Raw genomic sequence first — 14,974 nt, 5'->3', positions numbered from 1 at the left:
GTGAGATTGCTTTGTGTCTCGCAATGATAAAGAAATGGGAATAGTATTAAATCAATCTTTAAAGAATACAATAATTACCTATTTTGGTTTTGGTATTGGGGCAATAAATACACTTTATTTGTATCCGTTTTTTTTAGGAACAGTATTTTATGCCTTAACAAACTACATTCTTTCTTGGGCAAATATCATTATGCCTTTATTGGCTTTTGGTATGCAAAATACGTTGGTGAAGTTTTATACTCAGTATAAAACAGAAGAAGAACGCTCCAAGTTTCTCTCGTTTACTGTACTAATTCCTTTCTTGTTGTGTATCCCTTTAGTATTGATTGGATTATTCTTTTTTGAACCTATTTCATTATACTTGAGCAAAGAAAATCCTGTAGTTAAAGATTATTTATGGCTTATTCCATTTATAGGACTTAGTATGGCTTATTTCGAGATTTTTTATGCTTGGGCCAGAGTGCACATGCATTCGGTTTTTGGAAATTTTGTGAAAGAGGTAGGGCTAAGATTATTTTCTTTATTTGCTTTGATTGGAGTCTATTATAAATGGATTACAGTGGTACAATTTATTTATGTTACTGCTATTATTTATTTTCTGGCTTTTGCTATAACGATGTTTTATGCTTTCCGAATAAAAAAACCTGTATTTCAGTTTTCCATTCCTCAAAATGTGAAAGATGTTTTAGTATATACTTTTTTCATTATTTTATCAGGTAGTGTTGCGGTTATGTTGTTGGATATTGATAAAATTATGCTGAATCAATACATTAAAATTGAGAATATAGCCTATTATTCCGTTGCTACTTATATTGCATCTGTCATAGCAGTTCCCAGTAGGGCGATGCATCAAATTACATATCCCATAACGGCTAAGTTAATGCATGAGAATAAGCAGGATGAATTAAATGATTTGTACAAAAAGACTTCAATTAATTTGCAAGTTGTAGGTGGTTTTGTAATGCTGTGTATTTTTGTCAATATCAACCAGTTGTATGTAATGGTTCCAAAAGAGTATAGTGGAGGAATTCTAGTGGTATTTTTGATAGGGATTTCTAAATATTTTGATTTGATTTTAGGAAATAATAATGCTATTATTTTTAATTCAAAATACTACCGTATGGTCTTGTTTTTAGGTTTATTACTTGTTTTTCTAACAATAGGACTGAATATGTTTTTTATACCAAGATATGCTATAACAGGAACTGCAGTAGCTACTTTGTTATCAATAACGCTGTATAGTTTGGCCAAACTGCTTTTTGTAGTCAAGCGTATGCACTTGTATCCGTTTACAATACAGACATTATATTCTCTTGCGATAACTTTTGTATTGTTCTTGATGTTTTATTTCTGGGAATTTCCTTTTCATCCAATCATAAGCATAGGATTAAAATCTATTTTAGTAGCCATTTTATATATTTATATTAATTACAAGTTTGTTATTTCAATAGAGATAAACGAAGCTCTGAATTTGGTTGTAAAAAAATTCACCTAAATATTATTTATTTTCGGATTGTTACGTATTAAGTCGCTTATTTTCATGTATTTATAATTATTTTTTTTATATTTAATAAAAAATAGAAATGCAAAATATCACTAAAAGTGGGTATTGTGAAGTTCTAAAATTGCCATTATTTTTGTAAACGTCATTTTGTCACTACTAGTAAAAAAATTAGAGATAAATTATCTGAAATAATATGAAAAGCAATACAAGTATAACCGAGGAGAATTTTATAAAGTTTTCCTCCATCCTGGAAAATAAAACCAACCATGGATTTATAGTGTTGGAACGAAACGACAAGTTGCCCTTCGCTATTTTATTGAAAAAAAGAAAAAAAGTAGATCATCTTTTTAATTTTTGTATCTGTTGCATTACATTAGGACTGTGGTCCATCGCCTGGATTTATATTACACAGGTTTCCTCAAAAGCTAAAAAAATACTTGTAGCTATTGATGAAGATGGAAATACTTTTGAAGAGAAATGTTATATGGGATAATATTTATAATTTATCTTTCAAATATTTTCCCGTAACAGATTCTTTTATTTTAACAACTTGTTCCGGAGTTCCTACCGCCAATAATTTCCCGCCATTTTCCCCGCCCTCAGGCCCCAAATCAATAATCCAATCCGCACATTTTATTAAATCAAGGTTGTGTTCAATAACAATAATTGAATGTCCTTTATCAATCAATGCATCGAAAGACGCTAATAATTTTTTGATGTCATGAAAGTGCAGTCCCGTTGTAGGTTCGTCAAAAACAAATAAGGCTTTGTCTTTTGTAGCTCCTTTCACTAAGAATGAAGCCAGTTTTATTCGTTGGGCTTCGCCTCCGGACAGAGTAGAAGATGATTGGCCTAATTGAACATATCCCAATCCCACATCTTGCAAAGGCTGTAATTTTTGAGTTATTTTAGGTTGTTTATTAGTATTGAAAAACGCAATCGCATCGTCTATGGTCATTGTAAGAATATCATGAATGTTTTTGCTTTCAAAAGCTACTTCCAGTACTTCTTTTTTGAATCGTTTCCCGTTGCAGGTTTCACAAGGTAATTGTACATCAGCCATAAAAACCATTTCTACGTTGATAGCACCTTCTCCTTTACATGTTTCACATCTCCCTCCATCAACATTAAAAGAAAAATGTTTGGCTTGATAGCCTCTAATCGTTGATAGTTTTTGTTTAGCATACAATTCTCGGATATCATCATACGCCTTGATATACGTCACCGGATTAGAACGGGAACTTCTTCCTATTGGGTTTTGATCTACGTATTCTATGTGTTTAATTTGAGCAAAAGAACCGGTCATTTCAGTAAATTGTCCCGCTTTTTCACCTGCGTTTTCCAACTTTTTTTGCATGGCCGGAAAAAGGATTTTCTTAACAAGCGTACTTTTTCCACTTCCAGAAACTCCTGTAATAACCGTTAATACATCCAGTGGAAAAGTAACATCAATATTTTGTAAATTATTTTCTCGTGCTCCTTTTATGTCAATAAAATTCTTGAAAAGTCTTCGTTTTTTAGGGACGCTAATTTCTAAATCACCGTTTAGATATTTCGCAGTAAGTGAAGTAGATTTTAGTATTTCATCATAGGTTCCCTGCGCGACTAAATGCCCGCCTAAAGTTCCTGCTTCCGGACCTATATCAATAATCATATCAGCGGCTTTCATGATATCCTCATCGTGTTCTACCACAATGACCGTATTGCCTAAATCGCGTAACGATAACAATACTTTTATCAAACGTTCTGTATCTTTTGGATGTAAACCAATACTGGGTTCATCCAAGATATACATTGAACCCACTAAGCTGCTCCCTAATGAAGTGGCTAAGTTGATGCGTTGTGATTCACCTCCAGAAAGTGTTGCAGAATTTCTGTTTAATGTAAGGTAGTCTAATCCTACTTCGGTTAAAAACGATAGACGGTTGTTGATTTCAACCATTAATCGCTTCGCAATTTGCTTTTCATACACATCTAAATCAATGTTTTCGAAAAAGGTTACCAGATGTTTAATCGGTAAATCAACTAAATCAGAAACCGTTTTTGCGTTTATTTTCACGTAGGAAGCTTCTACTCTCAAGCGTTTTCCTTTGCAGGAATGGCATTTGGTTTTGCCTCGATAGCGCGAAAGCATTACTCTGTTTTGAATTTTATAATTTTTTTCTTCCAGTTCTTTAAAAAAATCATTCAGCCCTTGAAAGTAGCTATTTCCATTCCAAATTAGTTCTTTTTGATCCTCAGACAACTCATAATACGGTTTGTGTATTGGAAAATCAAATTTGTAGGCATTATTTACTAATTCGTCGCGAAACCAGCTCATACTTTCTCCTCGCCAAGGGAAGATTGCGTTTTCATAAACAGACAAAGTGGTATTTGGCACGACTAATTCGGAATCAATTCCTATAATATTTCCATATCCTTCACAAACGGGACATGCTCCATACGGATTATTGAAGCTGAACAAATGAACGTTGGGTTCTAGAAATGTAATACCATCCAACTCAAAATTATTGGAGTAGGAATACTTTTTATCAGCGTTTAATTCTTGTAAATGGCAGATCCCTTTTCCTTCAAAGAAAGCAGTTTGCACCGCATCAGCAAGACGATTGTAGAATTCTTCTTCTCCGGAAGTATCGTGATTGACTACAATTCGGTCAATGATTAAGAATATTTCTTTTTTATCTAGTGAATCCGGTAAGTCGTCCAGACGAACCATTTCGTTATTCACTAATATTCGGGCAAAACCTTGCTGTAATAGGACCTTTAGTTTGTCTTCCAGTTTTCGCCCTTCTTCCAGATGAATCGGAGCAAGCAGCAACCATTTGCTGTTTATTGCAAATGTTTTGACATCGGTAACGACATCGGTAACGTTATTTTTTTTGACTTCCCGACCAGAAATAGGCGAATACGTGCGTCCAATTCTGGCAAAAAGCAATTTTACATAATCGTATATTTCGGTTGAGGTTCCTACAGTAGAGCGGGCATTGGTAGTATTCACCTTTTGTTCAATAGCAATTGCCGGAGCAATTCCTTTGATGTATTCCACTTTAGGTTTATCCAATCGTCCAAGAAATTGTCTCGCATACGAAGATAAACTTTCTACATAACGGCGTTGTCCTTCGGCATATAAAGTATCAAAAGCCAAGCTTGATTTTCCAGAACCCGAAAGTCCCGTGATAACCACTAATTTATTGCGGGGAATGGCGACGTCTACATTTTTTAGGTTGTGTACTTGCGCTCCTTTTATAATAATATTTTTCTTTGGATCTAGTTTCGAAAGGTCAACTTGCATAAAAATGATAATTTTTACAAAAGTAATCAATTTTGAACAGAGAAAAGGGAATGAACAACTCACAAATAATCATTAAAAGCACGGTTGAAAAGTGCTTTTCTTCTTGTATCGTTTTAATATTTTCAATCCAATAAATAAATACTATTATTAATTTTATTTTTGAAAAATTAATAACAAGAACTTTTGAAAACAAAATTATACATTTTTCTTTTTTTAATATCTTTTTGTGTTTTTCGCAAGAGCTACCGCCAATTGTAAAATATTTCTCTACTACTTATGGTGCAGGAAATCAAAACTGGATGATTTCTCAAGATCAAAATCATTATGTTTTCTTTGCAAACAATGAGGGATTATTAGAATTTAATGGATCTAATTGGGAATTGTATCCATCACCAAATGAAACTATTGTTCGTTCTGTAAAAGTGATTGGAAATAAGATTTTTACTGGTTGTTATATGGAATTTCAGTTTTGGAAAAAACGAATAATTAGTGGAGTTTTAGAAATAAAATTGGCGAATTTGATTATTCTGCTAAATATTTTGAAATTACAAACAACTTGAATGTATTCATCGGCATGCTATTTGTGTTGTAAATGTGAAAAAACAAGAAAAATTTTAACAAATTTCAATGAACATCTGTTAATTTATATTAATTTTACTTGGATCTTAAAATAATAATTGGTTAAATTTGAAAACTTTAATAAACCTAAAAACTCTTTAGCCTATATACAAAACTACTTTTTAGAGAAAACTCTCCAATTTTAATTAAAAACTAAAAAGTATAATTATGGTTAATATACAACTCCCTGACGCATTATTGGTAAAGGAATACATCTCAGGTAATGAGGATGCCTTAGCTAAATTGATAAAAAGGCATGAATCAAAAATTTTTGGTTTTATATATTCTAAAATTCCGGATAGAGATATTACCAAAGACATTTTTCAGGATACTTTTATCAAAGTAATAAAAACTTTAAAATCAAATTCGTATAATGAAGAAGGTAAATTTTTACCTTGGGTAATGCGTATTTCCCATAATCTGGTTGTTGATCATTACCGAAAAACTAAAAAAATGCCCATGTTCAGAGAAACGGAAGAGTTTTCCATTTTCTCAATTATGTCCGATGATTCGTTGACCATAGAAAACAAAATAATATCGGAACAAGTCGAAATGGATTTAAAAAAACTAATAGAAGAACTTCCTGCTGATCAAAAAGAAGTTTTGGTGATGCGAATGTACCAGGATATGAGTTTTAAGGAAATTTCAGAGACAACAGGAGTGAGTATCAATACCGCCTTAGGGAGAATGCGTTACGCTTTGATGAATTTGAGAAAAGTGATTGATAAACACCAAATTGTTTTGACTAATTGACAATATACTGAAACTTGCTGCGTTGTAATAGAAAACAAATTTGTATTACTCTATGGCAAAAACTTACTCAAAAAAATCATTAGTTTCTCAAACAATGAAACCCAGTAAAGAAACAATTTCTTTTTTATTAAGCTATTCTAAGGCGTTAAGCATACTGAAAATAGACAATAAAAATTTCGAAATTATATCGAATTGACCAAGAAATAGCAGCTTTCCTATTTTATTTGGATTGTAAAAGACTAGAAAACCGCTTATTCCATTTGGAAGCAGCGGTTTTTTAGCATGCTTTATTTTTTATAATATGTATCAATAACCATTTTTCGGCCAATAGTTTTAGTAATAATATCCTGATCTAAATCCCAGCCACGAGCCGGAGAATATTCTCTTCCGTACCAAATAATTTGAAGATGCAGGTCATTCCAAATTGCTTCGGGAAAAAGGCGTTTAGCATCTTTCTCTGTTTGAACTACGTTTTTCCCATTGGTTAAATTCCATCGGTACATCAAGCGATGAATGTGTGTGTCAACCGGAAAGGCTGGAACTCCAAAAGCTTGGGACATCACAACACTGGCCGTTTTATGTCCTACCGCGGGTAATTCTTCCAGAAATTCAAAACTCTGAGGTACTTTTCCGCCATGTTTGTCAATTAATATATGGGATAAACCATGAATTCCTTTTGATTTCATTGGCGATAAGCCACAAGGCCGAATGATTTCCTTAATTTCTTCGACAGACATTTTGATCATATCAAACGGATTATCTGCTTTTGCAAAAAGTAAAGGAGTGATTTTATTTACTTGAATATCCGTACATTGTGCGGATAATAAAACGGCAATCAGCAACGTATACGGGTCTTTATGATCCAAGGGAATTGGAATCGTAGGATATAGTTTTTTTAACGTATTTATAACAAAAATTACACGTTCCTGTTTATTCATTATTTATTAAATTTGATTGGTAAAGAAAAACAATTTCGGCGGCATTAGCAAAATTCAAATTCAAATCAATAAAAATAATGACAACATTAAAAAAAGGAGATAAAGCACCTGATTTTTCAGGTCTGGATCAAGATGGAAAATTACATCAATTAACAGATTATGCAGGTAAAAAATTAGTAATTTTCTTTTATCCAAAAGCAAATACGCCAGGATGTACAGCCGAGGCTTGTGACTTAAGAGATAATTTCGAGCGATTTGAAGCAAACAATTATGCTCTTCTGGGCGTTAGTGCCGATGTTCAAAAAGCACAGGCCAAGTTTAAGGAAAAGTATAACTTTCCTTTTCCATTACTTGCAGATGAAGACAAATCAGTGATACAGGCTTTTGGGGTTTGGGGTCCCAAGAAATTTATGGGAAAAGAGTATGACGGGATCCACAGGACTACTTTTGTAATTGATGAAAACGGGATTATTGATGAGGTTATCTCGGCTGTAAAAACCAAAGTGCATGCTGCTCAGATACTAAAATAATGATTCCGTGGTGTCATCCTTTATTGCATTTGCAAATATAAATGCAAACCAACTTTTAATAATAAACAAAGTCCAGATCTGCGGTTTTAATCGACCCCAGCTCTGGACTTTGTTTTTAATTTAACTCAAAATTTGACTACTGATTCACGAATTGATTTCCTTCAAAACTTTATTAGGATCAAATCCAAAAAGTCTGTGTTCCTTAATTATTTCTGCAATACCAGGGGGAAGCATTGTTTCCCAACCGGGCTTTCCATTATTAATCATATTTAAAACTTCACGAGAGAACACCTCTAAAATAGAGGGGTCATAATCATCTATATCAACTACTTTTCCGTTGAATTTAAAGAATTTATAGAGTTCTTTCATTCTTGGGTGTACTTTTAAATTTTCGGAGGTGATTATTTCTCCATTTTCCCCAATCATTGGATACAAGAATACTTTCATGTCGCGGTAGAATAATTTCCCGAAAGCTTCCAGAATTCCGCCACTTAAATGACGGTAATATTTCTCGTCAAAAATATCTATTAAATTATTCACACCCATGGCTAATCCCATTCTGGCTTTGGTATAATTCGCAAAATACTCCACTACCTTGTAATATTCCTGAAAATTTGAAATCATTACGGTTTGTCCAAGTGAACAGAGTAATTCAGCTCGATCCATAAAATCTCTTTCATCGATTTCTCCATCAGATCGTAGGTTGGATAATGTAATTTCAAAAATCACTAATGTGTTTTCCGGACTGACCTTGTTCTCATTTAAAAACATTTTTAATGATTTCTCATACATGTCCATGTTGACTTTTGTAACGGGACGAAAACTACCCCTAAAAGCAAGGATGTTTTTCTTGTATAATATAGCAGCAGGAAGTATGTTTATTCCATCAGGATTAAACATAACGGCATCAGTCATTCCATTTTTGACTAATTGTAAACTCATCAAACGATTGTCAACATCAGCAAAACGCGGACCTGAGAAATTTATAGTGTCTATTTCTAATTGATCTTTGTCTAAATGGTCATACAAATAACGCAAGAGACGTTTGGGGTCGTTGTATTTGTAATACGCTCCGTAAATTAAGTTTACGCCCAGAATACCTAATGTTTCCTGTTGCAAACGCACATCAGTTTCTTTAAATCGAATGTGAAGAATAATTTCATTATAATCCTCATCCGGCTCAATTTGATAACTAATACCGACCCAGCCATGTCCTTTGAATTGTTTGGCAAAGTCAATAGTGGCTACGGTATTCGCATAGCTAAAAAACATTTTATTAGGATGTTTTTCTCTGCTTAGCCTTTTTTCTATTAGATTTACTTCATGAGAAAGCATTTTTTTGAGTCGACTTTCGGTCACATAACGACCGTCCTCTTCAATTCCATAAACGGCATCGCTAAAGTCTTTGTCATAGGCTGACATTGCTTTTGCAATTGTACCTGACGATCCACCAGATCTAAAAAAATGTCTTACAGTTTCCTGTCCAGCGCCAATTTCTGCAAAAGTTCCATAGATATTTTCGTTCAAATTGATACGAAGTGCTTTATCTTTGACTGAAGGGATTTGTTCGATGATTTTATCACCTTTTAATTTTATTTCTGTATCCATTTTCTTTTAATATGGCTAATATTTTGTAAAGTTAGTTAAATAGGTTTCTAATGAAAGGGAATTAACCCTATTTTTGCAAATAAAATAAAGAAAGTTGACGGTATATTTTTTAGGAACTGGTACATCACAAGGCATTCCTGTTATTGGTAGTAATCATCCTGTTTGTAAAAGCTCTGATTCTAAAGATAAAAGACTGCGCGTCTCTGTATGGATTTCTTGGGAGAATTATTCTTTTGTAATTGATTGCGGACCTGATTTCAGACAGCAAATGCTTGCGTCAAATTGCCAGAAAGTAGATGGTATTTTATTTACTCATGAACATGCGGATCATACCGCAGGAATCGATGATATTCGGCCTTTTAATTTCAAACAAGGAGAAATTCCAATTTATGCACATCAACGGGTTATAACTAATCTAAAAAGACGTTTCGATTATGTTTTTGAAACGGTCAATAAATATCCCGGTGCGCCTTCTGTTACAACTATTGAAGTTGTCAACAACCAGTCATTTGCCATTGGCAACAAAACGGTTGTCCCCATCAGTGTCATGCATGGAAATCTTCAGGTTTTTGGGTATCGAATTGATGATTTTGCCTACTTAACGGATGTGAAAACTATTGAAAAAAGTGAAATAGTCAAGTTAAAAAATCTAAAGGTATTGGTTGTAAATGCTTTACGGGAAGAGTCTCATGAAACGCATTTCAATTTAAAAGAAGCGTTGGATTTTATAGCTTTGGTCCAACCAGAAAAAGCCTATCTTACACATATTAGTCATATCATGGGGTATCACGAGGAGGTTCAAAAAAATCTCCCCGAGCATGTTTATCTCGCCTATGATAATCTAGAAATTAAAATTTAATTATATTTAAAATGAAAAATTCATTATTCCTGTACCTTACTATTCTGGCTGTGCTTTCTACTGTTTTTACGTATATGTTTTTGAGTAAACAAGTAGTATTTGAGCAAACTAGATATGAAAAAACCACTAAAAAATTAAGAGACAGTCTGAGTTTGGTTTCGAATCAATTAGTGGATGCCAACTATTTTTCTTTGGAAAAAAATGAGAATGCTCAAAATTATTTTGATACTACAAGCGCTAACAAAACAATTCAATACGAGAAATTGATTCCTTTCGTCACTGAAAAATTATTGGATTTGAACGCCAACCCAAAGGGAAATCCGTATACGGGTCAAGATCAAATTAGCACAAATAAATTTATTATTAACAAAGTCAAAATACTAAACCACAGATGGATTATTGCTGATTATAGTGATGGTGAAATTTGGGGTGAAGTTTTGTTGGAATATTTTGTCAATGAAGATAAAAGTATTTCTTTTGAGGTCAATCAATCGTTGTTGTACCAAAAATAATTAAGGTGCCGTATTCCGTTTATAAAGACCTGAATACGGCACAAATATTATTTATTCATTCTCTAAAATCCAGTTTTTGAAGTCATAAAAATTCTGTGGAGCAACTCCATGACCTATAGGATATTCTTTGTAGGTTATATTTATCCCTAAATTTTCTACTATTGCTGGTGTTTTTCTAGCCCATTCAACTGGAATTACTTGATCCACTGTTCCATGTGAAGCAAATATTTTCAGGGTATGAAAGTTGTTTTTTAGGTAATCCTCAGTGACAATTTCTAAATTTAAGTACCCGCTCATCGCAACTACTTTTTGAACCTTTTCAGGGTACGAAAGTGCAACTGCATAACTCAATATAGATCCTTGGCTGAAGCCAATCAATGTGACTTTCTCAGCATTTATGGGGTAGGTTTGAATTAATTCATCAATAAATCCGGCAATTAAATCTCTTGAAACTTTGGCTTGATCGTGATCCGAAAATTTATTTTGATCCGCATCAAAATTGATTGCATACCATGCATATGCACCGTATTGCATGTTATAAGGCGCACGTGCTGAAACAATATAATATTCATCAGGAAGCTCGGTTGCAAATGAAAATAAATCGTCTTCATTGCTGCCGTATCCGTGCAATAAAAGTAAAAGTGGATTTTCGTCTAATTTTATTTTAGGCTCTCGTATTTTATATTCTAAAGATAAATTCATGGATTATGAGATGTTTGATAACCATTTTTGATAATACGTTCCCAATAATGGAACCGGTTTTGTTTCTCCTTTTATAGCACTGGTAATACCGTAAGACCATAAAACAAATACGAAAATCCACATGGGAGCCGAAATCATTAGGCTGTCAAAATTGCTGATGATTAATCCCAGTGATATGAATGTTAAAGTAAGTCCCAGTCCTTGACGGATGTGAAATGAAGCAAATTCATTTTTGTCCTCGGAGTTCATAGACATGGCAATAAATACGCCAATTCCTAAAATATAACTGGTGATTGCGGCTGTCTTTCCTGACTCTGAATTATTATTATTAATAGTATTCATTTTTTTATGCTAAAATTAATTTTCCTTGATTCACAATTCCGTACACTTTACCTCTTAGTTCAGTTCCTAAAAAAGCAGTGTTTTTAGATTTGGATAAAATGGATGATTTTGTAAAAATGCTTTTTGGTTCCGGATTAAATAAGGTAATATTTGCTTTTGAACCTTGATTAATTGATGCTGTTTCGATGCCAAAAGTTGTTTTTCCTGAAGTGAGTTTTTCTATTACGGTTTCTAATGGCAAAACAGTCATCAAAGCTCCAAAAGCACTTTCCAGACCAATAGTTCCATTCTTGGCTCCATCAAATTCCATTTTTTTGTGCTCAATATCCATCGGATTATGGTCGGATGTAATCATATCGATCGTTCCGTCTTTTATTCCTTTCAGTAATGCTTTCCTATCGGTTTCAGTTCTAAGCGGTGGAGAAATTTTATAACGGGTATCAAAACCTTCCAGTTTTTCATCAGTTAGAACTAAATGATGCACAGCAACACTGCAGGTTACCTGCAGTCCATTGGCCTTAGCCTCTTTGATTAATTGTACTGATTTTTTAGTTGAAATAGTTGGAATATGAAGTTTTCCCCCAGTATATTCTAACAGAAATAAATTCCGTGCAATTTGTATTTCTTCGGCAAGATTTGGAATTCCTTTTAAACCCAGTCGGGTCGAAACTATGCCTTCATTGGCCACTCCATTTCCTTTTATATTTTCGTCTTGGGAAAAAGCAAGAATCAATCCATCAAAATCCTGAACGTATTGTAAGGCTATTTTTAGCAAATTAGCATTATCTAAACTTTTATTATAATCTCCAAAAGCAACGGCTCCCGCTTTTTTCATATCATATAATTCAGCCATGTCTTTTCCTGCACTTTCTTTGCTCAAAGCGCCGATAGGATACAGTTGAGTTGCAAATCCTTGTGCTTTGTTCAAAACAAAATTGACTTGGGATTGATTGTCAATAATAGGAAAGGAGTTGGGTTGTAATGCGATTGCCGTGAAACCACTTTTGGCAGCTACGGTAAGTCCGTTTGCTATGGTTTCACGGTCTTCATAACCAGGCTCCCCGAGCGAAACGCTACTATCAAACCAGCCTTGGGAGACATGTAAATTATCAAGTTGTATTTCTTCTGCTTTATCCAGATTTGGGAGCCAGGTTCCAATTTTTTGTATAAAACCATCAACAATTAAAATATCTGCAGTCTTATTATGAAAGGGACTTTTCGAATCGATAATTTTGGCGTCTCTGAGGATTAATTTCATATGTAGATACTATTTGTTTTTTTGATTGAATATGAAATTTGCATTGACTTTTATGACTAAAGTACATTCATGCTCATTTTATATTGATTTTTAAGTATTGAACTTCGTTATTTACTTTACGAATCGTATAATTGCCATTTCGGTTATTAGAAATAACAGTGCAAAGATAACAAACCATTTCCAAATTTGATTATCAGTTCTGTCAGTTTGTAAAGTGTCAAAGAACGATGGTATTGATTCGATTGTTTTATAGTCAGAAAGAATAGTCTCATTGGCTGAAGCCAAATCACTTTCGGTTCGGTTGTAATTGAAACTAATGTTTTCAATCCACTCTTTTGTATTGTAAATGCTGAAATTCCCTGCTTGTATCGGATAATCATTGAAAGTCATTTTGACTTTATTATTCAGAATTTGTTGGATAGGAATAAATTGTTCGTCTAAGCCTTTTGCCGTTAAAATAGCGCCTTTGTTTAGCGATGCTTCTATAAAATGCGGGTTGTTATTACCAATTATCAAAGCATTTACTCCGTTGTTTTGATTGTGCATCGCCATCTTGTAAAATGTAGGTACAATTAATGGAGATTGCTGAAAATTTGAATTTTGGATGTTAATAGGAGCAGCAAAAAAACTAACTGCTGAAACCGAATTTGCTATCGATGTCAAGAAAACGCTTTGGTCTTCATAAGACAAAGCAGCAGGAGAGGAACTGGATATTACAAAAGATTTTTTTGTCTTTGGATATTGAAAATTAGTCACTTTATTTTCAAAAACACTATGGAATATAGGATGATTGAAGTTGATTTTAGTAATCAGTTTTTCTCTGTTTTCTAAAGAACTAAATTTGAGGTTTCCAAAATTCGACAAAAAAGAATTTATATTGGTAATGGAACTTATCGCCGAAGGAATTACAATTAAATTGCCACCTTTTTCTACAAAAGAGTTCAACGTGGTTGCCAAAGCTTGCGGAATTTCATCCAATTCATTAAGAATAATTGCGTCTTGTTCTTCCAGTTTATTATAGTCTAAGGTGCTTAAGGTATAATTGTTATAATTGAATTCTTCACTGGTATAAATTCTGGAAAGGAAGTTGCTTTTCGCTAGTTCTCCAATGCTGATAATGTTGGTTTTCTTCGTTTTTGAAATACTGAAAAAAAACGTGTTGTCATAAGATAAACCATCGTCAACTATAGAAAAATAACCATGAAAGGATTGTTTAGGAATCGTGAAACTGAGGTTTTTTTTCTTTGTGTCTAAAGTTGTTATCGTTTTAGCAATAAGCTTGTTTTCATTGTATAGAGAAATTGGAATCGGGTTGAAATTCTTGCCATAACTGGATATTTGGACACTAATTTCATAAAAATTTTCTACTGTTTTATGGATGAATACGCTGTCAATAAAAACATTGTTTTTTTGTTCTGCTTTTGGAATTATAAATGAAGGAGAATCAGTTGCATCACTATTTTTCAGTTGTTTTTCATCAAGACCTACCGCATCCGTAATGATGACGATATCTTTATTAAAAGCTGATTTATGCGCTTTTATTTTTGCCATTATATTGTCTAATTGGAACGGAGTTGGGCTGTATTTTAGATTTTGTAAAGCACTACGAACAGACTTTATATCCGTGTTCCAATAATTTTCGGAATTGGTAATTAAAGAAAAATTTACATTTTCCGGAGTTTCTTCAAGTAATTCCTGAACCGCTCTTTTTAATAATTCCCCTTTTTTGCCTTTGGCTTGCATGCTAAAAGAATTGTCCAAAATAATATACAATTCATTGGTGGCATTTTTGCTGTCTTGGGACTCGAAAAAAGGTTGCGAAAATGCGAAAATAAGGCAAGTTAGAAGTAATAAACGACAGGCGAGAAGCAACCATTTTTTGATTTTAGAGCTTTTTCTGGTTTGAATTGAAAGTGCTTTTAAGAACCGAACATTGGTGAAATATTCTTTTTTGAAATGGCGTAATTGAAACAAATGAACCAAAATTGGAACAATCAACAAGAACAGAAAGTATAAAATTTCGGGATGTTTAAAATGCATTCTGAGGTTGAGTTTACT

Annotated in this window: 14 protein-coding genes; 7 read left to right on the top strand and 7 right to left on the bottom strand. The window is 33.3% G+C overall.

Translation table 11 applies throughout. From position 1 onward, the window contains the following. The first annotated feature begins 34 nt into the window (after positions 1–34). Both EKL96_RS13915 and EKL96_RS13910 read left to right on the top strand, forming a co-directional pair. Positions 35–1,495, top strand: a complete 1,461-nt coding sequence (locus EKL96_RS13915; RefSeq protein ID WP_126463406.1) for a lipopolysaccharide biosynthesis protein — start codon at positions 35–37, stop codon at positions 1,493–1,495. Between the two features lie 202 nt (positions 1,496–1,697). Beyond that, positions 1,698–1,997 carry a hypothetical protein gene (locus tag EKL96_RS13910; RefSeq protein WP_126463404.1) on the top strand — a complete coding sequence of 100 codons (300 nt, stop codon included), beginning with the start codon at positions 1,698–1,700 and terminating at the stop codon, positions 1,995–1,997. 3 nt (positions 1,998–2,000) lie between these two features. On the opposite strand, the gene uvrA is transcribed toward EKL96_RS13910, so the two are convergent. After that, complete coding sequence (gene uvrA / locus EKL96_RS13905) at positions 2,001–4,796, bottom strand: excinuclease ABC subunit UvrA (protein ID WP_126463402.1); 2,796 nt, start codon at positions 4,794–4,796, stop codon at positions 2,001–2,003. 224 nt (positions 4,797–5,020) lie between these two features. On the opposite strand from uvrA, the gene EKL96_RS13900 reads away from it, so the two are divergent. Further along, positions 5,021–5,356, top strand: coding sequence for a hypothetical protein (locus tag EKL96_RS13900; protein WP_317125149.1), 336 nt, complete (start codon positions 5,021–5,023; stop codon positions 5,354–5,356). A 226-nt stretch (positions 5,357–5,582) separates the two neighbouring features. After that, the gene (locus tag EKL96_RS13895; RefSeq protein ID WP_126463400.1) at positions 5,583–6,167 is read left to right on the top strand and encodes an RNA polymerase sigma factor; all 585 of its coding nucleotides are present in this window, start codon (positions 5,583–5,585) and stop codon (positions 6,165–6,167) included. Positions 6,168–6,454: 287 nt separating this feature from the next. Here the strand turns inward: EKL96_RS13895 and EKL96_RS13890 are convergent, their stop codons facing one another. Continuing rightward, a complete protein-coding gene (locus EKL96_RS13890; RefSeq protein ID WP_126463398.1) occupies positions 6,455–7,105 on the bottom strand; it encodes an endonuclease III domain-containing protein in 651 nt (216 codons plus the stop codon). 77 nt (positions 7,106–7,182) lie between these two features. Between EKL96_RS13890 and bcp the strand changes: the two genes are divergently transcribed. Next, the gene (gene bcp / locus EKL96_RS13885) at positions 7,183–7,635 is read left to right on the top strand and encodes a thioredoxin-dependent thiol peroxidase (RefSeq protein WP_126463396.1); all 453 of its coding nucleotides are present in this window, start codon (positions 7,183–7,185) and stop codon (positions 7,633–7,635) included. Between the two features lie 144 nt (positions 7,636–7,779). Here bcp and EKL96_RS13880 read toward each other — a convergent pair whose 3' ends face one another. Further along, on the bottom strand, positions 7,780–9,243 hold the full coding sequence (locus EKL96_RS13880; protein ID WP_126463394.1) for a TonB-dependent receptor: 1,464 nt from the start codon (positions 9,241–9,243) through the stop codon (positions 7,780–7,782). Between the two features lie 94 nt (positions 9,244–9,337). Between EKL96_RS13880 and EKL96_RS13875 the strand changes: the two genes are divergently transcribed. Both EKL96_RS13875 and EKL96_RS13870 read left to right on the top strand, forming a co-directional pair. Beyond that, the gene (locus EKL96_RS13875; protein WP_126463392.1) at positions 9,338–10,102 is read left to right on the top strand and encodes an MBL fold metallo-hydrolase; all 765 of its coding nucleotides are present in this window, start codon (positions 9,338–9,340) and stop codon (positions 10,100–10,102) included. Positions 10,103–10,113: 11 nt separating this feature from the next. After that, a complete protein-coding gene (locus EKL96_RS13870; protein WP_126463390.1) occupies positions 10,114–10,614 on the top strand; it encodes a hypothetical protein in 501 nt (166 codons plus the stop codon). A 51-nt stretch (positions 10,615–10,665) separates the two neighbouring features. Here EKL96_RS13870 and EKL96_RS13865 read toward each other — a convergent pair whose 3' ends face one another. The 4 genes from EKL96_RS13865 to EKL96_RS13850 all read right to left on the bottom strand — a co-directional run bounded on the left by EKL96_RS13865 (position 10,666) and on the right by EKL96_RS13850 (position 14,956). Further along, on the bottom strand, positions 10,666–11,316 hold the full coding sequence (locus EKL96_RS13865) for an alpha/beta hydrolase (protein WP_126463388.1): 651 nt from the start codon (positions 11,314–11,316) through the stop codon (positions 10,666–10,668). Positions 11,317–11,319: 3 nt separating this feature from the next. Beyond that, on the bottom strand, positions 11,320–11,658 hold the full coding sequence (locus tag EKL96_RS13860) for a hypothetical protein (protein WP_126455457.1): 339 nt from the start codon (positions 11,656–11,658) through the stop codon (positions 11,320–11,322). Between the two features lie 4 nt (positions 11,659–11,662). Then, entirely contained in the window at positions 11,663–12,916 is a 1,254-nt protein-coding gene (locus tag EKL96_RS13855; RefSeq protein ID WP_126463386.1) for a dihydroorotase, read from the bottom strand. 111 nt (positions 12,917–13,027) lie between these two features. Further along, positions 13,028–14,956 carry a BatA domain-containing protein gene (locus tag EKL96_RS13850; protein ID WP_126463384.1) on the bottom strand — a complete coding sequence of 643 codons (1,929 nt, stop codon included), beginning with the start codon at positions 14,954–14,956 and terminating at the stop codon, positions 13,028–13,030. Positions 14,957–14,974 lie beyond the last annotated feature (18 nt).

The organism is Flavobacterium sp. LS1R10, from assembly GCF_003968825.1.
Taxonomy (GTDB): Bacteria; Bacteroidota; Bacteroidia; order Flavobacteriales; family Flavobacteriaceae; genus Flavobacterium.
Note: the sequence above shows the minus strand (reverse complement) of the source record. Positions and strands in the feature narration are given on the sequence as shown.